The organism is Aeromonas sp. V90_14 (assembly GCF_029967615.1).
Lineage (GTDB): Bacteria > Pseudomonadota > Gammaproteobacteria > Enterobacterales > Aeromonadaceae > Aeromonas > Aeromonas hydrophila.
Map to the genome: position 1 here is coordinate 144,144 of NZ_JASCAS010000044.1, position 24,942 is coordinate 169,085.

The 24,942-nt window shown below is 61.9% G+C and carries 24 protein-coding genes; 12 read left to right on the forward strand and 12 right to left on the reverse strand.

Going from position 1 to position 24,942, the window contains the following annotated elements:
- Window positions 1–75 precede the first annotated feature (75 nt).
- The 4 genes from QLG02_RS18340 to sdhC are packed head-to-tail and all read right to left on the reverse strand — an operon-like array spanning window position 76 to window position 3,304.
- Complete coding sequence (locus tag QLG02_RS18340) at window positions 76–792, reverse strand: succinate dehydrogenase iron-sulfur subunit (protein WP_011705798.1); 717 nt, start codon at window positions 790–792, stop codon at window positions 76–78.
- Window positions 793–808: 16 nt separating this feature from the next.
- Complete coding sequence (gene sdhA, locus QLG02_RS18345) at window positions 809–2,575, reverse strand: succinate dehydrogenase flavoprotein subunit (RefSeq protein ID WP_011705797.1); 1,767 nt, start codon at window positions 2,573–2,575, stop codon at window positions 809–811.
- Between the two features lies 1 nt (window position 2,576).
- The gene (gene sdhD / locus QLG02_RS18350) at window positions 2,577–2,921 is read right to left on the reverse strand and encodes a succinate dehydrogenase, hydrophobic membrane anchor protein (RefSeq protein ID WP_011705796.1); all 345 of its coding nucleotides are present in this window, start codon (window positions 2,919–2,921) and stop codon (window positions 2,577–2,579) included.
- Window positions 2,915–3,304, reverse strand: a complete 390-nt coding sequence (gene sdhC / locus QLG02_RS18355) for a succinate dehydrogenase cytochrome b556 subunit (protein WP_011705795.1) — start codon at window positions 3,302–3,304, stop codon at window positions 2,915–2,917. Before sdhC ends, sdhD begins: the two co-directional genes overlap by 7 nt.
- A 424-nt stretch (window positions 3,305–3,728) precedes the next feature.
- Here sdhC and QLG02_RS18360 point away from each other — a divergent pair, with 424 nt between their 5' ends.
- The 3 genes from QLG02_RS18360 to QLG02_RS18370 all read left to right on the forward strand — a co-directional run bounded on the left by QLG02_RS18360 (window position 3,729) and on the right by QLG02_RS18370 (window position 6,043).
- Window positions 3,729–5,015: a citrate synthase gene (locus QLG02_RS18360; protein WP_005300205.1), complete on the forward strand. Its 1,287-nt coding sequence runs from the start codon at window positions 3,729–3,731 to the stop codon at window positions 5,013–5,015.
- Between the two features lie 94 nt (window positions 5,016–5,109).
- A complete protein-coding gene (locus tag QLG02_RS18365; RefSeq protein WP_077095926.1) occupies window positions 5,110–5,436 on the forward strand; it encodes a DUF4377 domain-containing protein in 327 nt (108 codons plus the stop codon).
- 112 nt (window positions 5,437–5,548) lie between these two features.
- Window positions 5,549–6,043 (forward strand): N-acetyltransferase, encoded by a 495-nt coding sequence (locus tag QLG02_RS18370; RefSeq protein WP_118881365.1) that lies wholly within the window; start codon window positions 5,549–5,551, stop codon window positions 6,041–6,043.
- 59 nt (window positions 6,044–6,102) lie between these two features.
- Here QLG02_RS18370 and fabB read toward each other — a convergent pair whose 3' ends face one another.
- Window positions 6,103–7,314 carry a beta-ketoacyl-ACP synthase I gene (fabB, locus tag QLG02_RS18375; protein ID WP_016350500.1) on the reverse strand — a complete coding sequence of 404 codons (1,212 nt, stop codon included), beginning with the start codon at window positions 7,312–7,314 and terminating at the stop codon, window positions 6,103–6,105.
- A gap of 90 nt (window positions 7,315–7,404) precedes the next feature.
- Between fabB and mnmC the strand changes: the two genes are divergently transcribed.
- On the forward strand, window positions 7,405–9,423 hold the full coding sequence (mnmC, locus tag QLG02_RS18380) for a bifunctional tRNA (5-methylaminomethyl-2-thiouridine)(34)-methyltransferase MnmD/FAD-dependent 5-carboxymethylaminomethyl-2-thiouridine(34) oxidoreductase MnmC (protein ID WP_282465836.1): 2,019 nt from the start codon (window positions 7,405–7,407) through the stop codon (window positions 9,421–9,423).
- Between the two features lie 82 nt (window positions 9,424–9,505).
- Here mnmC and QLG02_RS18385 read toward each other — a convergent pair whose 3' ends face one another.
- Window positions 9,506–10,105 carry a DUF922 domain-containing Zn-dependent protease gene (locus QLG02_RS18385; RefSeq protein ID WP_162498574.1) on the reverse strand — a complete coding sequence of 200 codons (600 nt, stop codon included), beginning with the start codon at window positions 10,103–10,105 and terminating at the stop codon, window positions 9,506–9,508.
- 335 nt (window positions 10,106–10,440) lie between these two features.
- On the opposite strand from QLG02_RS18385, the gene dcuC reads away from it, so the two are divergent.
- The 5 genes from dcuC (at window position 10,441) to QLG02_RS18410 (ending at window position 16,911) form a co-directional block, all read left to right on the forward strand.
- Window positions 10,441–11,793, forward strand: a complete 1,353-nt coding sequence (dcuC, locus tag QLG02_RS18390; RefSeq protein ID WP_016350497.1) for an anaerobic C4-dicarboxylate transporter DcuC — start codon at window positions 10,441–10,443, stop codon at window positions 11,791–11,793.
- A 130-nt stretch (window positions 11,794–11,923) separates the two neighbouring features.
- Window positions 11,924–13,582: a bifunctional UDP-sugar hydrolase/5'-nucleotidase gene (locus QLG02_RS18395; protein ID WP_282465837.1), complete on the forward strand. Its 1,659-nt coding sequence runs from the start codon at window positions 11,924–11,926 to the stop codon at window positions 13,580–13,582.
- A gap of 195 nt (window positions 13,583–13,777) precedes the next feature.
- On the forward strand, window positions 13,778–15,421 hold the full coding sequence (locus tag QLG02_RS18400) for a hypothetical protein (protein ID WP_282465838.1): 1,644 nt from the start codon (window positions 13,778–13,780) through the stop codon (window positions 15,419–15,421).
- A 140-nt stretch (window positions 15,422–15,561) separates the two neighbouring features.
- Entirely contained in the window at window positions 15,562–16,065 is a 504-nt protein-coding gene (locus QLG02_RS18405) for a M48 family metallopeptidase (RefSeq protein WP_044799844.1), read from the forward strand.
- A 24-nt stretch (window positions 16,066–16,089) separates the two neighbouring features.
- Window positions 16,090–16,911 carry a DUF2927 domain-containing protein gene (locus tag QLG02_RS18410; RefSeq protein ID WP_282465839.1) on the forward strand — a complete coding sequence of 274 codons (822 nt, stop codon included), beginning with the start codon at window positions 16,090–16,092 and terminating at the stop codon, window positions 16,909–16,911.
- A gap of 136 nt (window positions 16,912–17,047) precedes the next feature.
- On the opposite strand, the gene QLG02_RS18415 is transcribed toward QLG02_RS18410, so the two are convergent.
- Window positions 17,048–17,296, reverse strand: coding sequence for a DinI family protein (locus tag QLG02_RS18415; RefSeq protein ID WP_275202117.1), 249 nt, complete (start codon window positions 17,294–17,296; stop codon window positions 17,048–17,050).
- 255 nt (window positions 17,297–17,551) lie between these two features.
- Here QLG02_RS18415 and QLG02_RS18420 point away from each other — a divergent pair, with 255 nt between their 5' ends.
- Together QLG02_RS18420 and ykgO are read left to right on the forward strand one after the other, a co-directional pair.
- Window positions 17,552–17,821 (forward strand): type B 50S ribosomal protein L31, encoded by a 270-nt coding sequence (locus tag QLG02_RS18420; protein ID WP_010634187.1) that lies wholly within the window; start codon window positions 17,552–17,554, stop codon window positions 17,819–17,821.
- The gene (ykgO, locus tag QLG02_RS18425; protein WP_005300174.1) at window positions 17,818–17,943 is read left to right on the forward strand and encodes a type B 50S ribosomal protein L36; all 126 of its coding nucleotides are present in this window, start codon (window positions 17,818–17,820) and stop codon (window positions 17,941–17,943) included. The genes QLG02_RS18420 and ykgO overlap by 4 nt, the downstream gene beginning before the upstream one ends.
- Window positions 17,944–17,993: 50 nt before the next feature.
- Here ykgO and QLG02_RS18430 read toward each other — a convergent pair whose 3' ends face one another.
- Window positions 17,994–18,860 carry a pirin family protein gene (locus QLG02_RS18430; RefSeq protein ID WP_282465840.1) on the reverse strand — a complete coding sequence of 289 codons (867 nt, stop codon included), beginning with the start codon at window positions 18,858–18,860 and terminating at the stop codon, window positions 17,994–17,996.
- A 123-nt stretch (window positions 18,861–18,983) separates the two neighbouring features.
- Between QLG02_RS18430 and QLG02_RS18435 the strand changes: the two genes are divergently transcribed.
- Window positions 18,984–19,889, forward strand: coding sequence for a LysR family transcriptional regulator (locus QLG02_RS18435; RefSeq protein ID WP_139389917.1), 906 nt, complete (start codon window positions 18,984–18,986; stop codon window positions 19,887–19,889).
- 87 nt (window positions 19,890–19,976) lie between these two features.
- On the opposite strand, the gene araC is transcribed toward QLG02_RS18435, so the two are convergent.
- The 4 genes from araC to QLG02_RS18455 form a co-directional block, all read right to left on the reverse strand.
- Window positions 19,977–20,888, reverse strand: coding sequence for an arabinose operon transcriptional regulator AraC (gene araC / locus QLG02_RS18440; protein ID WP_051773361.1), 912 nt, complete (start codon window positions 20,886–20,888; stop codon window positions 19,977–19,979).
- A gap of 142 nt (window positions 20,889–21,030) precedes the next feature.
- Window positions 21,031–22,032: an L-arabinose ABC transporter permease AraH gene (gene araH, locus QLG02_RS18445; RefSeq protein WP_282465841.1), complete on the reverse strand. Its 1,002-nt coding sequence runs from the start codon at window positions 22,030–22,032 to the stop codon at window positions 21,031–21,033.
- A gap of 48 nt (window positions 22,033–22,080) precedes the next feature.
- Entirely contained in the window at window positions 22,081–23,580 is a 1,500-nt protein-coding gene (araG, locus tag QLG02_RS18450) for an L-arabinose ABC transporter ATP-binding protein AraG (protein ID WP_282465842.1), read from the reverse strand.
- A gap of 72 nt (window positions 23,581–23,652) precedes the next feature.
- Window positions 23,653–24,636: an arabinose ABC transporter substrate-binding protein gene (locus QLG02_RS18455; protein ID WP_077095933.1), complete on the reverse strand. Its 984-nt coding sequence runs from the start codon at window positions 24,634–24,636 to the stop codon at window positions 23,653–23,655.
- Between the last annotated feature and the right edge of the window lie 306 nt (window positions 24,637–24,942).

The following is a 24,942-nucleotide window of genomic DNA, read 5'->3' on the forward strand; positions in this document are numbered from 1 at the left end:
TAAATAGCCATCCAGCCATGGTGACGGATGGCTATCCAGAGGTCGGGCCTGGCGCGTGACGCCCTGGCCCTGATACTAAACAGCCCGATTGAGCAGCATCGACTTGATCTGACCGATGGCCTTGGTCGGGTTCAAGCCCTTGGGACAGACGTTCACGCAGTTCATGATGCCGTGGCAACGGAACACGCTGAAGGCGTCATCCAGATTACCCAGTCGATCGGTAGCAGCGGTATCGCGGCTGTCCGCCAGCCAGCGATAGGCGGCGAGCAGACCGGCCGGGCCGATGAACTTGTCCGGGTTCCACCAGAAGGAGGGGCAAGAGGTGGAGCAGCAGGCACAGAGAATACACTCGTACAGGCCATCCAGCTTGGCGCGCTCTTCGGGGGATTGCAGGTGCTCACGCACGGGCGGCAATTTTTCGTCGTTGATGAGGAAGGGTTTGACCTTCTCCCACTGGGTGTAGAACTGGGTCATGTCGATCACCAGATCACGGATCACCGGCAGGCCTGGCAAGGGGCGGATAACGACGTTATTGCCCTTCTTCAGCAGATCGGAGAGCGGGGTGATGCAGGCAAGACCGTTCTTGCCATTCATGTTGAGACCGTCAGATCCACAGACCCCTTCGCGGCAAGAGCGGCGGAAGGCGAGCGTGGGATCCAGCTCCTTGAGCTGGATCAGTGCGTCGAGCACCATCATGTCGGAACCTTCAGGAATATCAAGACGATATTCCTTCATATGGGGGACGTTATCAACATCCGGATTGTATCTGTAGACAGAGAATGTGACGTTCATAGGGCTAGCTCCGCAATCAGTAAGTCCGGACCTTGGGCGGGAACGCCTCACGGGTCTTGGGTGACATGTTGACAGCGCGACGGGTCATGGACTCGGTGTCCGGATGATAGAGGCTGTGGCACAGCCAGCTCTCGTCGTCACGCTCCGGGAAATCGAAGCGGCTGTGGGCGCCCCGGCTCTCGGTACGGAAGTTGGCAGCCACCGCGGTGGCATAGGCCGTCTCCATCAGGTTGTCCAGCTCCAGGCACTCGATGCGCTGGGTGTTGAACTCCTTGGAGGTGTCGTCCAGACGGGCGTTCTTGAGGCGCTCGCGGATGAGTTTCAGCTCGGCCAGCCCTTCGGCCATGGCATCACCTTCCCGGAATACGGAGAAGTTGTTCTGCATGCAGCGCTGCAGGTCCTTGCGGATCTGCACCGGATCTTCACCGTCACGGCAATTTTCCCAGCGATTGAAGCGGGACAGCGCGGCGTCGATATCGGCATCGGAGGCGGCGCGGCCGTGCTCCATCTCGCTCAGGGTGTTGACCAGGTGCATGCCGGCGGCGCGGCCAAATACCACCAGGTCCAGCAGCGAGTTGCCGCCCAGACGGTTGGCACCGTGCACCGAGACGCAGGCGATTTCGCCCACCGCAAACAGACCGACCACCGGCACATCGTTGCCGTCCTTGTCCTGGGTCAGGCACTGGCCGTTCACGTTGGTCGGCACGCCGCCCATCATGTAGTGGCAGGTCGGGATGATGGGGATGGGTTCCTTGACCGGATCCACGTGGGCGAAGGTGCGAGAGAGCTCGCAGATGCCCGGCAGGCGGGATTCCAGCACCTCTTTGCCGAGGTGATCCAGCTTGAGCTTGATGTGCGGGCCCCAGGGACCGTCGCAGCCACGACCTTCGCGGATCTCGATCATGATGGAACGGGCCACCACGTCACGACCAGCCAGATCCTTGGCGTTCGGCGCATAACGCTCCATGAAGCGCTCGCCGTCTTTATTGAGCAGGTAGCCGCCTTCACCGCGGCAACCTTCGGTCACCAGCACCCCTGCCCCGGCGATGCCGGTCGGGTGGAACTGCCAGAACTCCATGTCCTGCACGCCGACCCCGGCACGCAGCGCCATGCCGACGCCATCACCGGTGTTGATGTGGGCGTTGGTGGTGGACTGGTAGATGCGACCGGCGCCGCCGGTGGCCAGTACGGTGGCCTTGGCCTTGAAGTAGACGACTTCACCGCTCTCCATGTCGATGGCGGTACAGCCGACGATGTGGCCGTCCTGGTTCTTCACCAGATCCAGCGCATACCACTCGGAGAAGACGGTGGTCTTGTTCTTTACGTTCTGCTGATAGAGGGTGTGCAACAGGGCGTGACCGGTACGGTCGGCTGCCGCCGCGGTACGGGCCGCCTGCTCGCCACCGAAATTCTTGGACTGGCCACCAAATGGACGCTGATAGACTGTGCCGTTGTCGAAGCGGGAGAAGGGCAGGCCCATGTTCTCCAGTTCATAAACGGCCTCGGGGCCGGTCTTGCACATATATTCAATGGCTTCCTGATCACCGATGTAATCGGAGCCCTTGACGGTGTCGTACATGTGCCACTGCCAGTTGTCGTCGTGGGCATTGCCCAGCGCAACCGTGATCCCGCCCTGGGCAGAAACCGTGTGAGAACGGGTCGGGAATACCTTGGATAACAGAGCGCAGCTCTTGCCGGATTGGGCAATCTGCAGCGCGGCGCGCATGCCGGCGCCACCGGCACCGATCACCACAGCATCAAATTCACGAGTTGGAATAGTCACCTTACACCCCCCACAGTACAACGAAGCCGGTCATCAGGTAGACGAACAGCACCACTACCAGGGCAAATTGCAGCGCACCGCGCAACCCCACCGGCTTGATATAGTCGGTCAGCACCTGCCACAGACCGATCCAGGCGTGGATCAGTACGCACAGCAGCGCCAACAGGGTGAACACCTTGGTGAAGGTTTTGGCGAAGAAGCCGGTCCACACCTCGTAGCTGATGTCGTTGAACGCGACAAAGCCCACCAGGTAGAGGACATAACAGGTCATGATGAGGGCGGTGGCGCGGATCAGGATGTAATCGTGAACGCCGCTGCGCCCGAAGGTTGCAGAATTGGTTACCATACCAGTACCCCCGCCAATACCGCCAAAACCGCGGTGATCACGAAGGCCACACGGGCACTCTGATTACCGGATTCCAGCTCTTCCCAATAGCCCATGTCCATGACCAGGTGACGCAGTCCGCCCACAATGTGGTAAGCCAGCGCAGTCAGGATCCCCCACAGCACGAATTTGACCAAGAAGTTGTCCATGATGGACACCACGGTCTCAAATCCTTCGGGAGAGGCGAGTGAAGTACCAAGCATCCACAGCAAGATTGAGAGCGCCACAAAGGTGATGACCCCTGAGACACGATGCAAGATGGAAGCGATGGCGGTGACAGGAAAGCTGATCGTCTGTAGGTCGAGGTTTACAGGTCTCTGTTTATTTTTCACGGCTTTGCCCACTCAGCTCCATTGAGCACGTTAGTTATTGTTTTTACACGCTTATGAGGGCATGGAGTGGCATTTGTTAGGTTTTTGTTACCAAAACAACTCAGGAAAGCCAAAAATAACATTTTCAATATCACATCTAGCTTTGCGAAAGCGTTTCAAACACCGACAGCCATCACCCACGAGGCGCAGTATATCGGCGGGCTTAACCAATGACAATCAATTAGCTACAAAGAAAACCCAAAACCGTAAACCAGATCTCACAACTCATTTAACAAATCATTAATGATCATCCAGCAAAATTGACAACGGCCCTGAACTCTGTTTCAAATAAGGCGCTCCAGCCGCCCTGGTACGGGTCAGAACCTTTGCCAGCGTCATCAAACTCGTAATAAAGTAGAGCTGGAATCAAATTATAAAAGAGCAAAGGAGACGTGCTATGGCTGATAAGATAGCCACCCTACATCTGCCCGGTAAAGACCCGGTAGAACTCCCGATCCTGTCAGGAACTGTCGGACCCGACGTGATCGATGTCAGAAAACTGGGCGCGCAAGGGTACTTCACCTTCGACCCCGGTTTTATGGCAACCGGTTCTTGCAAATCATCCATTACGTACATAGATGGCGATCAGGGTGTCTTGCTGCACCGTGGTTACCCCATCGCCCAGTTGGCCACCCAGGCCAGCTATCTGGAAGTCTGCTACATCCTGCTGTACGGCGAGGCGCCCACCAAGGCGCAGTACACGGAATTCGAACGTCTGGTCACCCGCCACACCATGGTGCACGAGCAGATTGCCTTCTTCTTCCGCGGCTTCCGTCGTGATGCCCACCCCATGGCCGTCATGTGCGGCGTGGTCAGTGCGCTCTCCGCCTTCTATCACGATGCCCTCGACATCAACAACGAAGAGCACCGCGAGATCTGCGCCTTCCGTCTGCTCTCCAAGATGCCGACCCTGGCCGCCATGTGCTACAAGTACTCCATCGGTCAGCCGTTCATGCAGCCGCGTAACGCCCTCTCCTATGCCGGCAACTTCCTGCACATGATGTTTGGCGTGCCGACCGAAGAGTACAAGGTCAACCCCATAGTCGAACGCGCCATGGACCGTATCTTCACCCTGCATGCGGACCACGAGCAGAACGCGTCTACCTCCACCGTGCGTCTGGCTGGCTCCTCCGGCGCCAACCCGTTTGCCTGTATCGCCGCGGGGATCGCCTCCCTGTGGGGACCGGCTCACGGCGGTGCCAACGAAGCCTGCCTCAAGATGCTCGAGGAGATCGGCTCCGTTGACCGCATTCCCGAGTACATCGCCAAGGCCAAGGACAAGAACGATCCGTTCCGTCTGATGGGCTTCGGCCACCGGGTCTACAAGAACCACGACCCCCGTGCCACCGTGATGCGCGAAACCTGTCACGAGGTACTGACCGAGCTGCAGATCAAGGATCCGCTGCTGGACGTGGCCATGGAGCTGGAGCGCATCGCGCTCTCCGACCCCTACTTCATCGAGAAGAAGCTCTACCCGAACGTGGACTTCTACTCCGGCATCATCATGAAGGCCATCGGCATCCCCATGTCCATGTTCACCGTGATCTTCGCCATCTCCCGTACCATCGGCTGGATTGCCCACTGGAACGAAATGCACTCGGATCCGGATCAGAAGATCGGTCGTCCGCGTCAGCTCTATACCGGTCAGCCGCAGCGCGAGTTCACCCCGCTCGACCAGCGTTGAGTCAAAGGTTTCGGATTTTTTGTTACAAAGGCGGTCATTGACCGCCTTTTTATTTGCCGCTCTAATGCCCCCCTTTCCATCGAAGGAGTTCATCATGAGACCACTGTTCCTCAGCGCCGCTGCCGCCCTGCTGCTCAGCGCCTGTCAAAGCGCCCCCACGCCAACCGCAGGCGAGACCCTCTACGTCAACAGCCAGCTGGTACACTGCGTCGGCGTCGGCCCCATGCAGTGCATGCAGGTGCGCAGCGACGAGCAGCAGCCCTGGACCCTGTTCTATCAGCAGATTGAAGGCTTTCAGTTTGAACCTGGCTATCGCTATCAGCTGACCGTCAGCAAGGAGCAGCTCACCGATGTGCCGGCAGATGCCCCTTCCCTGCGCTACCAGCTCATCAAGGTCGTCAGCAAACAGGCGGCGCGCTGATCAAAAAAGGCATCGTTTGGAGATGATTGTTCAGTTCATGACCCGGTTCTGGTACGCTGGTTGACGAATCCATTGTTTAATCAGCGTTTTCGGGCAGCCATGCCCTACCACTATGATCAAGATCCGCACGACCCGGGCCAACGACTGGCCCGCCATCATGGCCATTCAGGACGAGTGTTATCACCAGCTGGATCCTGAGCCCATCGAAGTCATGAGCAACAAGGCCGAACTGGCCCCCGCCAGCTGCTGGGTGGCCGAACATCAGGGCCAGGTGCTGGGCTATTTGCTCTGCCACCCCTGGCGTGCCCACCAGCCCCCGCCTCTCTCCGTCCCCATTCAGCGCCTGGCCGGCAATGACGAGTTCTATCTGCACGATCTCGCCGTCTCACGGCAGGCCCGCGGCAAGGGCATAGGGCAGCGGCTGCTCGCCACCGCCCTTGCGTTTGCCGCAGACGAAGGGTTCGAGCACGCCGGTCTGGTGGCGGTGCAGGATGCGCCAGCCTTCTGGCGCAAGCAGGGCTTCCAGCCGGCCAGTACCCGCAAGTCCCTCACCGAATATGGCGAGGGTGCGACCTACATGCGGCTGCCATTGCCGCAACGGGGCTGACGATCACCCAATGAAAAAGGCGCCTTGCGGCGCCTTTTTTTCGACTCATGGTGGGCTCATCAAGCCTTGAACTTGCTGAACACCAGGGAGGCGTTGGTCCCGCCAAAGCCGAAGCTGTTGGACATGACGGTATTGAGATCCGCCTCTTCGTACGCGCGCACGATGGGCAGGCCTTCGGCCTTCTCGTCCAGGGTCTCGATGTTGATGCTGGGGGCGATGAAGCCGTGTTCCATCATCAGCAGGGAGTAAACGGCCTCGTGCACGCCGGCGGCGCCCAGGGCATGACCGGTCATGGCCTTGGTGGCGGAGAGCTTGGGCGCATTGCTGCCAAACAGCGTCTGGATGGCTTCCAGCTCCTTGGTGTCACCGACCGGGGTGGAGGTACCGTGGGTGTTGATGTAATCCACCTTGCCGACACCCTGCATCGCCATCTTCATGCAACGCACCGCGCCTTCACCGCTCGGCGCGACCATGTCATAGCCATCGGAGGTAGCACCGTAACCGGTGATCTCGGCATAAATGTGGGCACCACGGGCCAGGGCGTGTTCCAGCTCCTCGACCACCAGAATGCCGCCACCACCGGAGATGACGAAACCGTCGCGATCCGCATCATAGGTACGGGAGGCTTTTTCCGGGGTGTCGTTGTACTTGGTGGACAGGGCGCCCATGGCATCGAACTGGATGGTGGAAGACCAGTCCAGCTCCTCGCCGCCGCCGGCGAAGACGATGTCCTGCTTGCCGAGCTGGATCAGTTCCAGAGCGTGACCGATGCAGTGGGCAGAGGTGGCGCAGGCGGAGCTGATGGTGTAGTTGACACCCTTGATCTTGAACGGGGTGGCCAGGCAGGCGGAGGTGGTGGAGGACATGGTGCGCGGCACCATGTAGGGGCCCACACGCTTGACGCCCTTCTCACGAGCGATATCCGCAGACTCGGAGGTGTTCTTGCCGGAGGCGCCACCGGAGCCGGTCACGATACCGGAACGCTCGTTGGACACCATCTCTTCCGGCAAACCGGCGTCTTCGATGGCCTGTTGCATGGAGAGATAGGCGTACGCCGCTGCATCGCCCATGAAACGCATGACTTTACGGTCGATCAGTTCAGACGGGTCGAGTTTGATGTTACCCCAGACACGGCTGCGCAGGTTGTACTGTTCGAACTGCTCGGAATAGGTGATGCCAGATTTGCCTGCTTTCAGGGAGGCCAGCACTTCTTCCTTGTTGTTGCCGATACTGGAGATGACGCCGATACCGGTGATCACTGCTCTTCTCATTAATTCATCTCGTCTGGAAAAACTGGCGCCAAGTCTACCCGCTTTCGGCTGCCAAACTGGTCTGCTTTCACGTAGAATGCCCGCGATTTTGTGACGCGAGCAGAGGAAAACGTGAGTCAAACATCCTTACATCATGCCCGATTGGACTGGAATGAAGCGGGAACTCCAGTCTCCAGTGAGTTCGGGGATGTGTACTTTTCCAATGATAACGGTCTAAGTGAAACCCGCTACGTCTTTTTGCAGCAAAATCGGCTGCCAGCGCGATTTTCGCATCACGATAGTGACATTTTCGTGATAGGTGAGACAGGTTTCGGCACAGGTCTTAACTTTCTGGCGACAATGGCCGCCTTTCTGGAACAGGCGCCCCAATCCGGCAACGGTGCCCACCTCCACTTCATCAGCTTCGAAAAATACCCGCTGACCCGGGAGGATCTGCGCAAGGCGCTGGCCGCCTGGCCCGAGCTCGCTCCCTTGAGCCAGGATCTCATCGCCCAGTGGCCGCTGCCAGTCCAGGGCTGCCATCGCCTGCAGTTTGCCAAGGGCCGCATCCGGCTCGATCTCTGGTTTGGCGACATCAAGGAGATGTTGCCGCAAGTCCCCCATCAGGAGGGCGGGCTGGTGGATGCCTGGTATCTGGATGGCTTCTCCCCCGCCAAGAACCCCGAGATGTGGACGCAAGCCTTGTTCGATGGCCTGGCCCGTCTCGCTCGCCCCGACGCCTCCATTGCCACCTTTACCTGCGCCGGCTTCGTGCGCCGCGGCCTGATTGCCGCCGGCTTTGCCATGAAGAAGGTCAAGGGCCACGGCAGCAAGCGGGAGATGCTGGCCGGGGAGCGCGCAGAGAAACAGCCACAGCAGACCATCGCCCCCTGGTATGCCAGACCCGCCGGCCGCGCGGGCGAGGTGCTGATCATAGGTGGCGGCATCGCCTCGGCCATGACCGCACTCTCCTTGGTGGAGCGAGGCCGCAGGGTGACGCTCTTGTGCCAGGATGGCGAGGCCGCGACCGGCGCCTCCGGCAATCGGCAAGGGGCCCTCTACCCGCTGCTCAACGGCGAGCACGATGCCCTGTCGCGCTTCTATTCCCTGGCCTTCGGCTTCGCCAGAAGCCGACTGCTGGCCCTGGCCGAGCGCCACCCCGTCGCCTTCTCGCTGTGCGGCGTCACCCAGCTCGGCTATGACGACAAATCCGCCGCCAAGCTGGCCAAGATGGCACAAGGCCCCTTCCCGCCCGAACTGATGCAGGTACTTTCCGAGCCGGAGGTTGAGCAAGTGATCGGCCTGCCCTGCGGTCACGGTGGCGTCAGCTATCCGCAGGGGGGCTGGCTCTGCCCGGCGGATCTCACCCGCGCCGCCATCAAGGAGGCGCAGGCCCGCGGGTTGCTTGAGGTGGCGTTCAATACCGAGGTGGTCGCCATGGCCGAACAGACCGATGGCTGGCAGGTCGAGAGTCGTGACGGGCGCCGCTGGCAAGCCCCCAATCTGGTGGTGGCTGCCGGCCATCAGTTGCCTGCGCTCATTCCCTTTGCCGAGCTGCCGCTCTACCCGGTGCGCGGCCAGGTGAGCCATGTACCGACCTCGGCGAGTTTGAGCAAGCTCAACACCGTGCTCTGTTACGATGGCTACCTCACCCCGGCCCACCACGATCACCACTGCATCGGGGCCAGCTATGGTCGCAATCAGACCGACCTCGGGTTTCGCGCCGACGAACAGGCCCAGAACCAGGCGCGACTGCAAGCCTGCCTGCCACAGCAGAGCTGGCCCGCCGAGGTGGATGTGAGTGGCAATCAGGCCCGGGTCGGCGTGCGCAGTGCCAGCCGGGATCACCTGCCGGTGGTGGGGCCAGTCGCCAGCTTGGCCAACCTGGCGGATCACTACGCCGGACTGCAGGGCGATCAGCAAAACGCGGCGCCGTTGCCGCTGCATCCCGGTCTTTATGTGCTGGGGGCACTCGGCTCGCGGGGACTCTGCTCGGCCCCCCTTTGCGGCGAGCTGCTGGCCAGCGAGATCTGCGGCGATCCGCTGCCGCTGGCAGCCGATCTGCTGGAGGCGCTCCACCCGGCCCGCTACTGGGTACGCAAGCTGCTCAAGGGCAAGCCGCTCCAGTGAGCATTCAGATGCTCGGCAAGGCGCAACAACAAAAAGGGCTCCCCAGCGGGAGCCCTTTTTGTTCGCTCAAATCCTGTCGGGCTCAGATGCCCTTTGGCCAGTTAAGCCCCAGCTTGCGACCGTGATCGGTCTGCTGCTGCAACTGGCTGAAACGCTGGCGCGAGCTGGCCAGTACCCCCTGCCCCCGTTGCCAGGCCTGATATTCCAGGGCGGCGCAGTCGCGCTCCACCGGCAGCTGTGCCAGCTGGATGCCGAGCTGGCTGACACTCTCCAGCAAGATATCCTTGTGGCGGCTCTCGTAGTCGAACATGGCGGCCACCAGCTTGTCCCACTTCTGGCGCTCGGCGGCGGAGGCCCTGGCCTTGTCCATCCAGTTCGGCACCATCACCTTGATCCGGGTGGTGACCCTGACCTGTTCCAGCTCGCAGCGCTGCGCCTCGGGACGGGTCTGCAACTGCCAGGAGAGTTGGTAACTGGCCATGCCGATGTGGCCGTTGGCCCGGGCTGTGCCCGCGTTGGTCATCTGGCGTGCCAGGCTCGCCACGTCCGGTCCGGAAACCCGATAAAACTGAAAGTCGACCTTGATGTCAGGCACCGCCTTGATACCGGTGTAATGGGAACTCTCGGCCCCGGCCGTGGCGGCGAACAACATCAATGCCACCATGAAAACTTTGCTGACCATTCCCATCTCTGCTGCCTTGACCTCGTTGCTGGCGGGGTTGTTATTTTAATTAATAATCAACGCATTAATACTCGAAGCAGGAGATTAACCGCGATCCCCGCGACTGTCACCTACTCCCGTCACAAAGCCTAAGTGTCAGGTTGACAAGTCGCAACCCCGCACCGCCATTGATTTGCAAGCAAGATCACAAGTGATGCGCAACATCATGGTGAGATACCCCTTATTGGATAATAATCGCCGAGTTTTATGTCGATACATTTCGGGATTGGCCAGATTAACCTCCAAGTTGACGCCAGGAATGCATCCACCTTCATTCGTACTCAGGAACTCACTCTATGATGGAACTCCTTATCGGCACCCTGGTCACCCTGGCTGTGGGTCGCTACATCTTCAAGGGCTACTCGGCCACCGGGGTGTTGCTCAGCGGCGGCTTGCTGCTGCTGGCGATCACCGCCCTGATGGGCAAGGCGGTGCTGCCCACCAGCGTCACCTCCACCGGCCACGTGGCCACCGACATCTTCGAATACGTGCGCTTCCTGCTGGTGGATCGGGGCGGTGGCCTCGGCATGCTCATCATGGTGCTGTGCGGCTTCGCCGGCTACATGAGCCACATCGGCGCCAACACCATTTTGGTGAAGCTGGCCAGCAAGCCGCTTGGCATCATCAAGTCCCCCTACATCCTGCTGGTTGCCGCCTATCTGGTGGCCTGCGCCATGTCGCTGGCGGTGAGTTCCGCCACCGGTCTGGGCGTGCTCTTGATGGCCACCCTGTTCCCGCTGATGGTCAACATGGGGATCTCCCGTGGCGCCGCGGCGGCGGTGTGCGCCTCACCGGCCGCCATCATCCTGGCCCCCACCTCCGGGGACGTGGTGATGGCCGCCCAGGCCGCCAACATGGAGCTGCTCGATTTTGCTTTCAAGTTGACCCTGCCCATCTCGCTGGTGGCCATCGCCGCCATGGCGGTGACCCACTTCTTCTGGCAGCGCTATCTGGATCAGAAGGCCGGCGAGCACAACGAGGCGGTCGCCCCGAGCGATCTCATCACCGATGCCCCCGGCTTCTACGCCATCCTGCCCTTCACTCCCATCATCGGGGTGCTGCTGTTTGACGGCAAACTCGGGCCCAAGCTCGACATCGTCACCATCATCGTCATCTGCCTGGTGCTGGCCGCCCTGCTGGAGCTGGCCCGCAAGCGCAACGGCAAAGAGCTGCTGGACGGGCTGCAGGTGTGCTGGCGCAGCATGGCCGATGCCTTCGCCGGCGTGGTGATGCTGCTGGTGGGTGCCGGGGTGTTTGCCCAGGGCCTGATGGGGCTCGGCTTCATCGCCAACCTCCTGGATCTGGCCCAGAGCTTTGGTACCGGCGGCATCGTCATCATGCTGGTGCTGGTGGTCATCACCACCCTGGCCGCCTTTACCACGGGGTCCGGCAACGCCCCCTTCTACGCCTTCGTGGAGCTTATTCCCCATCTCGCCACCAGCCTCGGCGTCAACCCCGCCTATTTGGTGATCCCCATGCTGCAGGCCTCCAACCTGGGCCGTACCATCTCGCCGGTCTCCGGGGTGGTGGTCGCCTGTGCGGGGATGGGCAACCTCTCTCCGTTCGAAGTGGTCAAGCGCACCTCGGTGCCGGTCGCGGTCGGCCTGCTGGTGGTGATCCTCGCCACCCAGATCATGGTGCCCGCCTAAATTGGCCGGGGCTCCCTGAGCGGATGCCCCGCCTCTATCTCGCTCGACCAGCCCGGCCTGCAGCCGGGCTGGTATCTCCCCCCGCCATTGGAGTAGACTCGGTGCTCTTTTTTCTCTAAGGAGGACCGAGATGAGTATTACGGTTCAACTTGCCCACTTCAGTGACTGCCACTCCCATTTCGATGGCGCTCCCATGCGCTTCGCCCCCGCAGGCGAGTCCGAGTGGCGCACCCAGTGTGGCGGCTACGCCCGCATCCTGACCCGGCTCAACGCCTTGCGCCGACAAGCCGACGCGGCGGGCCAGACCTGCCTGTTCCTGCACGGCGGTGACACCTTCCAGGGCTCGCTCTATTTCAACCGCTTCAAGGGGCGCGCCAACGCCGACCTGCTGAGCCTGCTGCGACCGGACGCCATGGTGATCGGCAATCACGAGTTCGATCTGGGCAACGGGCCGCTGGTGGAGTTTTTGCGCCAGCTCGACTTTCCGGTGCTGGCTGCCAACCTCGACAGCAGCCAGGAGCCCGTCGACGCCCCGCTGCGGCTGCGCGGCCTGCCCCAGTTGTATGATGCCAGCCGTCCCTGGCACCAGCGCATCATCGACGACGTGCCCTTCGCCCTGCTCGGCATCACGCTGCCGCAGATGGCGGCCATCGCCAGCCCCGATCCCCATACCCGCTTTCACGGCATCGAGCAGACCCTGAAGGCCGCGCTGGCAGAGATCAAGGCCGCCGGCATCCGCCACATCATTCTGCTGAGCCACCTTGGGCTGGAGCAGGACAAACAGCTGGCCGAGCATTTCCCCGAGCTCAGCCTCATCATCGGCGGCCACACCCACAGCCTGCTGGGGGATCTGGCGCCGCTCGGTCTGGCGAGCGAGGGCAGCTATCCGCTGATGCGAAACGGCGTCGCCATCCTGCACGCCGCCCACAGCGCCCTCTGCCTCGGGGTGTGCGAGCTGACGTTTGACCAGCACGGCCGGGTAGCGCGCAGCCGTGGCCAGCTGGAGTGGCTGCCCTGGCAGCCTTGGCCGTTTGCCTCGACGCCGCCGGCCGGGCTGCATTTTTGCGAGCCGGCGCCCGCGCTCGAGCAACTGCTGGCCAAACGCTACCGGCCCGAGCTCGAGACCATGACCCAGCGCATCGTGACCCGCCTTGGCGGGCCGCTGCACCATCAGCGGCTGCCCGATGCCAGCCTGCCGGCCGGCAGCCAGGTGGCGCCCCTGGTGGCCAGCGCCATGCTGGCCGGGGCCCGCGAGCAGGTCGGTCAGGTGGACTTCGCCCTGCACAATGCCGGCGGGGTGCGCTGTTCCCTCGAACCCGGACCGCTCAGCGAAGCGGACATCGCCGGCCGCCTGCTGCCCTTCGCCATCCCGCTCACCCTCTATCGGGTGCACGGCCATGAGCTCGCCGAGGCGCTGGAGGGGGCCATCGACAACGCCACCAACAACGGCGTGACGGGCAATGGCAGCGGCAGCTTCCCCTATACCGCCGGCGTGCGCTTCTGTTATCAGGCAGACCAGCCCAAGGGGCGCCGGATCACCCGGCTGGAGTGGGAGCGCGCCCCCGGCCAGTGGCAGCCGGTCGAGGCCGACGCCATCTATCGGGGGGTTTCCAGCGCCTACACCGCCTCCGGCAAGGAGGGCTACACCGCGCTGGCCCGCACCCTGACCCAGCACAACCAGGAGCTCGGCATCACCCTGGCGGATGCCTTCATCCGTTGGGCTCGCTACCTGCCCGAACTCGCCGCTGCGCCGGCACTGGTGGAGTATCAGGGGCCGTCTACCCGGTAAGGATCTGGCGGGCCATTTGGCGATGGCCCGCCAGGTCGCTTTAGCCGGTTTTGTCAGAAAACGTGCCGCTTTCATGCCGTAAAGCGGCACTTTTACAAATTATTTCAAGCACATTCCCCTCGCCCATTGCATCGTGCTGTCAGGCTCGGCAAGATAGGCCCGCTTTCGAGACTTCCCAGCAGGAACAGGTCACCCATGAATCATGCCATCCGTTTTACCCCTCCTCGCGTCAATCCGGGCCTGCGGCCGCTGGTGATCCTGCTCACCGGCTTGCTGGCCTTGCTGTTCTGCCTGCGCAACCCGCTGTTCCACGGCATGGCGCCAGGCTTTGACGCCTCGCTGTTTGCAGTGATGGGCAAGATGTGGAGCGAAGGGGGCGTGCTTTACCGGGACATGATCGACATCAAGGGCCCCATGATCTTCGCCCTCGACGCCCTCGGCTACGGCGTCGGTGGCTTCTTCGGGATCTGGCTGCTGGAGTGGGCACTCTGCTGGCTGGGGCTGCTGGCTAGCTGGCAGGCGTTCGGCCAGCTCGGCCTCTCGCTGCGGGCCCGGCTCGGCAGCATGCTGGCGATACTGGCGCTCTACGGCACCCGCTACTACTACGGCAACATGACCGAGGACTGGACGTTCCATCTGGCCCTCATCGCCCAGTGGGCCTTCATCACCATGCTGCTGGACAAGCGCTGCAGCTGGGGACCGGCGCTGGTGGCCGCGCTCACCTTTGCCATCGTTGCCTGGATGCGCACCAACAACGGCGCCTTCTGGGGTGCCTGGTATCTGGTGCTGTTCTGCCACTGGTGCCTGCGCGAACAGTGGCGCTGCGCCCTCTCCCTGCTCTGCTCCAGCCTGCTGGGGCTGGCACTGGTTGGCGGCCCGCTGCTGGCCTACTTCCAGCATCATAACCTGCTGGCCGAATTCAAATACTACGCCTTCGACATCTTCTTCGAGGGGAGCTACGGCAACGGCTTCTCGCCGGATGTGGGCAGTGTCGGCCTGCTGCGTACCGGCCTCATCATGCTGTTGCCCGCCTTCATCGTGCTGATGATGGGACGCCGTCAGGAGTGGTATCTGCCGGCCCTGTGCGCCACCCTGTTTGGGGTCATCTTCACCCTGATCGCCAACTCGGTCTCCGGCCACGTGTTCGATCACTACGATGTGCTCTATCTGCCGCTGGCCCTGCTGCCGCTCGCCTGCCTGCTGGATCGCAGCGAACAGCAGGCCGATGGCCTCGGCCTGCTCTGCATTTCGCTGGTGGTGCTGACCGCCAGCTGGCTGCTGGCCCAGCAGCTGGGTTACGGCTGGAGCACCAAGGAGTGGTCGCTGGAACGGGTGCGCGAAGTGCTCGGCAACAGCCTGTTGTGGGCCCTGCCGGTGCTCATCCTGGTGCCCCTGTGGCGCGCCTGGGATGTGCGCAGCGCCACCCCCTGGCTCGCCTCGCTCGCCATGCTGGCCCTGCTGCTCAACAATGCCTGGGAAGGCACCCTGAAGGGCACGCCGTTCAACCCGCCGGCCCAGGTACGGGTCGATCGCATCAAGGCCGAAACCAGCCCCACCGACAAGATCTGGGTAGACGGCATCCAGCCGCAATATTACCTCTGGACCGATCGCCAGCCGGCCTCCGCCTACCTCTTCTTTGCCAACGTCAACCCGCCCTACGACGTGCGCGAGCGGGTGCTGGCCGACCTCAAGCGCCAGAGTCCCAAGTTCATCATCGCCAAGCCGGATCGGGTGGCCGATGAGCTCAAAAAGCCCAGCTCCCCCTCCAGCCTCGCCTTCTATCAATATCTGGTGAACCAGTATGAAGAGGTGGATCCGGGCCTCTATCGCAGGCGCTGAGCCCCCTTGACCGAACAGGGCCGTCATCCCGCGATGACGGCCCTTTTCATTGCGCCAACGCAGGCAAGGCCCGAAACGGTAGGCAAGCGACTGCACGCTGACTACAATGGCGCTCTTTTGATATGACGAGTAATGCAGACATGGCGGAACTGACCTACCTCGGTGGCTACCCCGAGCCCCTCAAGGCCCAGGTGCAACAGCTGATCGCGGCGGGCAAGCTGGGGGACGTGCTGGCCAAGCGTTATCCAGAGACCCACCTCATCCAGAGTGACAAGGCGCTGCTCGCCTACACCATGGAGCTGAAGAACCGCTACCTGAAAAGCTCGGCGCCCCTTTCCAAGGTGATCTTCGATGGCAAGATCAACGTGATCAAGGATGCCCTCGGCCTGCACACCTATGTGAGCCGGGTACAGGGCAACAAGCTCAAGGCCAAGAACGAGATCCGCATCGCCGCCCTGTTCAAGGAGGCCCACCCGGCCTTCCTGAAGATGATCGTGGTGCACGAGCTGGCCCACCTGAAGGAGAAGGATCACAACAAGGGCTTTTATCAGCTCTGTCAGCATATGGAGCCCGACTATCATCAACTGGAGTTTGATCTGCGGCTCTGGCTCACCTGGCGCGATCTCGAACGGGCCACGCGCTGATCCCGACTGTTTCAAGGAGGAGACATGACTTCATTGCGCCGTTACCTTGCCGTGCACCACTCAGGCCGGCGCCGGCCGCTCGGCCGCTGGCTGGTGGTGCTCCTGTTGCTGAGCCCCTGGCTGCAAGCCGCCGAGCGTTGGCAGAGCGATGCCTATCTCACCGAGAGTTTCTTCGAGGTCGCCATGAAGCGGGAGTACGGCCACGAACAGAACGTGCACTTCTCCCGCTGGGAGCAGCCCATCCGGCTCAAGCTGGTCAACGAATTTGGCGACAAGGCGCTGCAAAGCGAGGTGGTCAGAGTACAGAGCCAGCATCTGGCCGGCATCATAGGTCGCCCCATCGCCCTGGTCAGCGAGCGGCCCAACATCACGCTGATCATGACCGAACGCGCCAAGATGGCGAGCTGGGCCAAGCGCACCATGGGGCAGGATGCCTCCGTCAAGACGGCGCTCAAGGAGGGGCTCTGCATGGCCAACTTCACCACCAATACCCGCCGCGAGATGGCCCGTGCCACAATCATCATTCCGGTGGATTACAGCCGCGCCAAGGGGCGCTTTCTCGACTGCGTGGTGGAAGAACTCACCCAGGTGATGGGACTGCCCAACGATTCGGACAAGGTGTTCCCCTCCATCTTCAACGACAACAGCATCGACAGCTTCCCGACCGGGCTCGATTACGTGCTGCTCAAGCTCGCCTATCACCCGGCCCTGCAGGCCGGCATGACGGCCAGCGAAGTACGGGCCGCCCTGCCTGTCGCCCTCAAGGCACTGCGCGCCAGCGGCGACATCGCCCAGGCCGATCAGCGGGTGCAGGTCAACAGCCTCAAACGCTGGGCCGGGCTTTGACGGTTGAGGATTAAAGGCTGAGTGCTGACGCACCATCGGCTCGGGAGCTCATCCCAGCAGCAACAAAAAACGCAGCCTTGGGCTGCGTTTTTTCTGTCCATCCAGATTGCATGTATTCGACGCCCGACCCGCGGGCTCAGGAGGCAACATTCTCCGGCATCCAGCTGTCGGCATTCTCCCACACCTCCTGCACCATGGCTTCTGCCAGCTCCTTGTCCTCCTTGCTGGCGCGGCTGACCGTCAGTGCCATGGCGCTGCCGGGGGCGACCCGCACATGCAGGTCGGGGAATTTCTCGCCCAGTTGCTTGAGCAGCTCCTGACGCAGCGCCTCCATGGTCGAGGTGGGCACCTGATGTTTTTTGTCGATGATGATTTCCAGACGCATAGGATACTTCTCCATGATTTATAACTGTATTTTTATACAGTAAAAATCAAAAGTAAAGCCCATCATCAACCTCTTGTTGCCAACCCTGCTGCGGCATCACCAAACCCGGCCGGTTACCCTGCTTGCCGTAGAGGCAGAACCTCGTTCGGTCTATCGCCCCAGCATCACACAAGACAAAAAATTGTTGATATTCATTCTCAACAAAGGCATGATTCATTTGTTATGTTATAACAATCAGATTATGAGGCCAGCATCATGCGTCCCGACATTCACCCCGAGTACCGTCAGGTTCTGTTCCACGACCTGACCGCCAACACCTATTTTCTGGTGGGCTCCACCCTCAAGACCGATCGCACCAAGCTGTGGGAAGACGGCAACACCTACCCCTATGTGACGCTGGATGTCTCCAGTGCGTCACACCCTTTCTATACCGGCAAGCAGAAGCAGGTGAGCAAGGAAGGTCAGGTCGCCCGTTTCGGCCAGCGTTTCGGTCAGTTCTTCAACAAAGGAAAAGCGCAGTCATGAAAGTCCTCTCCTCCCTCAAATCGGCCAAGTCGCGCCATCCCGATTGCCAGATTGTCCGCCGCCGCGGCAAGCTGTTCGTGATCTGCAAGAGCAACCCCAGGTTCAAGGCCCGTCAGCGCTGATCCGCAGCCTCATAAAAACAAGGCCCTCATGCGAGGGCCTTGTCCATTTATCACTCCGGCATCACGCCGAATCTGCCGCTGTTGAAGTCATCGATGGCCTGCACTATTTCCTCATGGCTGTTCATCACGAAGGGGCCGTGACCCACGATGGGCTCCTCGATGGGCTCGCCGCTCAGCAGCAACACAGTGGCGTCGCTGTTTGCCTCGATCACCACCTGCCGCCCTGCCCGGTCCAGCACCACCATCTGCGCCTCCCGGGCGATGGCACTGCCGTTGACCTGCACGGTCCCCTTGAGCACGATGAGCGCGCCGGTCCAGCCTTCGGGCAACTCGAGTGTGCTGACACTGCCCTGCACCAGACGCAGATCCCAGACATGCAGAGGGCTGAAGGTATGGGCCGGACCACGGATCCCCTCAAACTCGCCGGCGATGACCCGCACCGACCCCGCGTCGCTGGCCAGTGCCACCGTCGGAATGTCGCCCGCCAGGATGGGCTGGTAGCCGGGCGGCGTCATCTTGTGACGGCTCGGCAAATTCACCCACAACTGCACCATCTCGAGCTCACCGCCCGACTCGCTGAAGGCCGGGGCGTGAAATTCTTCGTGCAGGATACCGGCGCCGGCAGTCATCCACTGCACATCGCCCGGGCCTATCACGCCGCCCTGACCGGTCGAATCCCGGTGCGCCACTTCGCCCTTGTAGACGATGGTCACCGTCTCGAAACCGCGATGGGGATGTTCACCCACCCCGCGCGGCCGGCTGGTCGGCGTAAAGTTGGCCGGGCCGGCATAGTCGAGCAGCAGGAAGGGACTCAACTGCTTGCCGTGGCTGTTGTAGGAGAAGAGAGAGCGGACGGGAAAGCCGTCGCCTACCCAGTGAGGACGGGGTGCGCTGTAAACGCCGAGGATCTTTTTCATCTGTCGCTCCTGACATATCCGGTGGAATTGAACACTGGAGACAGCATAGTTTCGAGACGAACAGGTGGGTAGGCTGCTAAATTGGGCATCAGCGTCCTATTTTTGGAACGATGAGAGCACCCTATGCAAGATCTGAACGATCTCTACTATTTCGTCCAGGTGGTGGATCACGGCGGCTTTGCCCCCGCCGGCCGCGCCATCGGCATGCCCAAATCCCGTCTCAGCCGCCGCATCGCACTGCTCGAAGAGCGGCTCGGCGTGCGGCTGCTCCAACGCTCGACCCGCCAGTTTGCGGTGACCGAGCTGGGCCGCACCTACTACGAGCACTGCAAGGCGATGCTGGTGGAGGCCGAGGCGGCGCAGGCCGCCATCGAGATGACCCGGGCCGAGCCCTGCGGGCTCATCCGCATGAGCTGCCCCATCGCCCTGCTGCATACCCATATCGGCCCCATGCTGGCGGATTTCATGGCCCGTCACCCGCAGATCAGGGTCGAGCTGGAGGGGACCAATCGGCGGGTCGACCCTATCGCCGAAGGGGTCGATGTGGCCATCCGGGTCAGGCCACCGCCGCTGCAGGACAGCGAGCTGGTGATCCGGATACTGGCACAGCGTCGCCAGTGCCTGGTGGCCAGCCCGGCACTCGTCGCACAGCAGGGCTTGCCCGCCGCGCCGGCGGATCTGCACGGCTGGCCCAGCATGGGGCTGGGGGCACCGCGGCAGCACTACCTCTGGTCGCTGTTCGGGCCGCAAGGGGCGCATGCCGACCTCACCCACCAGCCCCGCTTCGTCACCACCGACATGGTGGCGCTGCGCAGTGCGGCGCTGGCCGGGGTCGGGGTGGTGCAGCTGCCGCTGCTGATGGTGCAGGAGCAGCTGACCGCCGCCACCCTGGTCAAGGTGGTGCCCGCCTGGGAGCCGAAGCCCGAGCTCATCCACGCCGTGTTCCCCTCCCGGCGCGGCCTGCTCCCCTCGGTGCGGGCCCTCATCGACTATCTGGTGGAGCGCTTCGCCGCTATCGACGAGGAGTGATGAAGAAAGCAGCAGCCCCAGGCAGCCACCCCATCATGGGGTGAATGCTGAATGGACAAGATGGGCCGCAGCCTCAGGCAAGAGGGGTCACAGCGGGGTGGCGCACTTGCGATATTCGGTGGGACTGACCCCCACCCGCTTTCGAAACACACGCGAGAAGTAGAGCTGATCGTCATAGCCCACCTGCTGGCCGATGGTGGCCACCGACAGCGGCGTGGTCTGCAGCAGCAGCTTGGCCCGCATGATGCGCTGATCCTCGCGCCAGCGCACTATGCTCACCCCCACCTGCTCGCGAAACAGGTGAGCGAGGCGCGAGGGGGACAAGAACACCTGCTCGGCCAGCGCCTCCACCGAGATTTCGGCGCAGAGCGACTCGCTTAAGATCTGGCACGCCTGGTGAACCCGATGGTCGATGGCGGGATAGGCATCCAGGGAGGAGGCTTCGTAGCAGCGAATGAGCAGCCGCTCCAGCAGGTTCATGGCCAGCTGCTCCGACATGGGCCGCAGTTGCTGGTGGGTCTCTTCAATGTCAAGGAAGAGGGCATCGAACTCGGCGAGCAAGGTGGCGTCCGCCAGTTGCAATCGCCCCACCCGCTCCGTCACCTGCGGCCACTTGAGCCAGTCGGCCCAGTAGGCCCGCGGCCGGAAATAGACCCAGCGGTGGTACCACTCCTGGGCATCCGGCGCCCGGCCGTAATGGTGCACGGCCGCGGGTGGGAACAACAGCAGATCGCCAGGCTCCACGGTGAAGGCCTGCTCCCCCTGAAAGATCTGCCCCTTGCCCCTGATGGTCAGATTGACGATGAAGCCCTTCATCCCCTGAGGGCGGTCGATGATGAAGTCGAGCGCACTCCCCTGCTCTATGGGGGTCATGCCCGAGACCAGGAAGACGTCGAAGGCATAGCCCGGCAGCAGGGGGTTGAGTTGTTTCGGCTTCTCTTTTTGCATCGAGGACATGGCGGAAAACAGCGCTTGGGTAAAAAAATCGGCTTGGGCCATTGTAAAGACTCACCTTGAGAACGCGCTATCCGGCGCGTGGCGCCGTGTGAAATTGGTGAACTGGCTCACAACGGGATGTGTCGTGCGCCAGGGGACAACCCTCGGCAGGCCCGCAACGCGCGGGCCTGCAGTTGGACAGGGATCAGATACGCGCCTTGCGCACCTGCTTGTAGCGGTCGAACAGCACGGCGGCGAGCAGGATGAGGCCACGCACCACGTACTGGGCAAACGGGGAGATGTTGAGCAGGTTCATGGCGTTCTCCATCAGCCCCAGGATCAGCACCCCCGCGATGATGTAGGAGATCTTGCCGATCCCCCCCTTCATGGAGACCCCTCCCAGCACGCAGGCGGAGATCACCACCAGCTCGAAGCCGATAGAGGTCATCGGCTGGCCCGAGGTCATGCGCGAGGCGAGTATGATGCCGGCGATGGAGGCAATCAGCCCGGTCATGGTGAAGATGATGATCTTGGTGCGCACCACGTTCACCCCGGCCAGGCGCGCCGCCTCCTCGTTGCCCCCCATGGCCAGGGTATTGCGCCCGAAGGTGGTCTTGTTGAGCAGCAGCCCGAACAGCACGAAGCAGACAGCCGTCAGCCAGATGGGCGTCGGGATGCCGAGCAGGGCGGAGTTGCCAAGCTCGAAGAAGCCCTCCTCCACGATGCCCACCGCCTTGCCGTCGGAGATGATGTAGCCCACCCCGCGCGCCATCTGCATGGTGGCAAGGGTGGTGATGAGGGCGTTGATCTTGAATTTGGCAACGACGATGCCGTTGATGAGGCCAAAGACAAGGCCCACCGAGAGACCGGCCAGAATGCCGAGGGGGATGCTCTCGGTGGCGTTGATGCCCACCGCGCAGGCGACGCCGGAGCAGGCCACCACGGAACCGACCGACATGTCGAACTCGCCGGAGGCGAGGCAGAACAGCATGCCGCAGGCCACCATGCCCGACATGGAGACGGCGAGCCCGAGCCCGCGCATGTTGATCAGGCTGGCGAAGTTGGGTACCAGCACGCAGGCCAGCAGGAACAGGATGGCGAAGATCACCAGCATGCCGTATTGATCCCAGACGCGGGCCAGTTGCAGGCGGGAGCCGCTGGCCGTCGCGGCGCTGGCGGCCTGGCCGACTGAGGTAGTAGTTGTCATGGTATTTCTCCTGAAGTTTCCGGGTGCTATCTCGTTGCGGTCAGCAGATCAACGGGCCGGCATGGCCAGATTGAGCGCCTTGACCTCGTTGGCCTCGTCGTGGGAAAGCTCGCCGGCGATCTCCCCCTCCCGCATGACCATGATCCGGTCCGCGATGCCCAGCACTTCCGGCAGCTCGCTGGATACAACCACCACGGCGATGCCCACCTTGGCCAGATCGTAAATCACGTTGTAAATCTCGTTCTTTGCCCCGACGTCGATGCCGCGGGTCGGCTCGTCGAGCAAGATGACCTTCATGTCCTCGGAGAGCCAGCGCCCCAGAATGGCCTTCTGCTGGTTGCCGCCGGAGAGGTTCATGATGGCCTGCTGGGGAGACGGGGTCTTGACCCGCATGTCGCGGATCCTGAGCCTCGCGTTCTCGTCCTCCCACTGCTGGTTGATCCAGAAGCCCCCCCACGCGTGGTGACGGCGGGCACTGATGTTGATGTTCTCCTGCACCGAGTGGATGGGGATGATGCCGAGTGCCTTCCTGTCTTCGGTGCAGAGCATGATGCCACTGCGAATGGCGTCGATGGGACTGCCGATGAGCACCGGCTTGCCGAACACCGCTATCTCGCCGCTGTGCATCTTGTCGGCACCGAAGATGAGCTTCATCAGCTCGCTGCGCCCGGCCCCCACCAGCCCGAAGATGCCGAGGATCTCCCCGCGTTTGACCTCGAAGGATACCGGCGCCTTGAGCCCAGGCCCCATCAGGTTATCTACCTTGAGGCCCGCCTCGCCGAGCGGCCTTGGGCTGTAGCCATAGATGTCGGTCAGCTCGCGCCCCACCATGGTCTTGACCAGCAGATCCCGATCCACCTCGGCCATGGAGGCGAAAGTGCGCACGAACTGGCCGTCCTTGAAGACCGTGATGGCGTCGCACAGGGCGAAGATCTCGTCCATCCGGTGGGAGACGTAGAGAATGACCTTGCCCTCGTCACGCAGCTGGCGGATGACCCGAAACAGCTGCTCGATCTCGCGCGACGACAGGCTGCTGGTCGGCTCGTCGAAGGCGATGACGCTGGCATCCCGGGTCAGCGCCTTGGCGATCTCCACCATCTGCCACTGCCCGAGCGACAGGTACTTGAGCGGCGTCTCGGGGGAGACGTCCATGCCGAGACGCGCCAGCTGCCTGGCCGCATCCTGATAGAGCTTCTCCCGATCGATGACCCCGCGCCGGGTCGGCAGCTGACCGAGGTAGATGTTCTCGGCCACCGTCATCTCGGGTATCAGATGCAACTCCTGATAGATGATGGCGATCCCGCTCTCCAGCGCATCGACCGTGCTCTGAAAGACCCGCTCCTGGCCGGCCAGCTTCACCACCCCGGTGGTGGGCGATTGAAAACCGCTCAGGATCTTGAGCAGGGTGGACTTGCCCGCGCCGTTTTCCCCCATCAGCGCGTGCACCGTGCCCTGCTGGCAGCAGAAGGAGACGTTCTTCAGCGCCTTGACGCCGGGAAACTCCTTGCTGATGCCGCAAAACTCCAGATAAGGAACTGACTGATTCATGTTTCACTCCAGCCGACCGGCATGGCGCACTGCGCCATGCCGGTCTCGGTATCAGGGTTTAGATGGCGTCAATCACAGACCTTTCTTCTGCAGCTCGACCTTGAAGTTGTCGCGGGTGATGAGCACCACGTCGGTCACCTCGGTGAACTTGGCCGGCTCGGCGCCGTTGACCACCCAGTCATGGAGCATCTGGATGCTCTTGTAACCGTGCACGTCCGGGCTTGGCAGCAAAGAGCCGAGGAAGCCGGTGGCGCTGGACTTGGAGAGCTCGTTCACCGCATCCACCCCGTTGATGCCGATGCCGATGACGTTCTCGGCCTTGAAGCCCTGCCCTTCGGTGGCGCGCACGCCGCCCAGCACCGTGTTGTCATTCATGCCGACGATGAGCCAGTTCTTCACCTCGGGGTGCTGCACCAGCATGGAGTTGGCGGCATCCAGTGCCCCCGGAATGTCGTTGGCCTTGGTGGGTGAGCGGTAGATCTGGGCCTCGGGGAAACCGGCGGCCTTGAGCGCGCTCAGGGAGCCTTCGACCCGGCGGCGGGCGGTGTCGAGCTCGTCGGCGGTGATGGCAAGCACCCCGGTCGCCTTCACGTCCCACTGGCGTTTTTGCATCTCCTTGTAGAGCTCCTGGCCCTGGCGTTCACCAATCTTGGTGGCGGCCATCATCACCAGCGGCACCTGCTCCATGGGCTGGCCCTTGGCGTTGACGAACTGATCGTCCACCGTGATGACCTTCAGATCCATGCTGTTGGCCTTGGCCATGATGGCGGCCCCGAGCTTGGGGTCTGGGGTGCAGATGACGAAGCCCTTGGCGCCGTTGGCCGCCAGGCTGTCGATGGCATTGAGGGTTTTCTCGCCATCGGGGACGGCGATCTTGATCACCTCGAAGCCGAGATTCTTGCCCGCCTTGTCGGCGAAGTTCCATTCAGTCTGGAACCAGGGCTCCTCCGGTTGCTTGACCAGGTAGCCCAGCTTCAGTGTCTCGGCCGAGAAAGCAGAATTTGCCATACCAAGGGCAAACCCCATTGCGATCATGCTGTTAACGATTTTGTTCATGCGAGTGTCTCCAGGTGTTCTATCAATCCATGTATCCACGCCGTGCTGCTCCTTGAGTCAATCAAGTCGCAGCCATATAAAAACATGCTTAAACAGGACGTTATTGTTGTTGCTAGTTGAGCGAACCAAGTTGTAATCGTTTTCACATGGAAAAATGGAGAGCAGGATCACGCCATGAAATTGCAGCTGTTTTGTCTATGTTTTCAGCAAAATAATCACATATCCGATCTTCGATGGCCGTCACCCTCTTGCCGGCATAGCGTTTAAATCCATATTTCCAGCAGCCAATGGCTAACCGCCCATCCA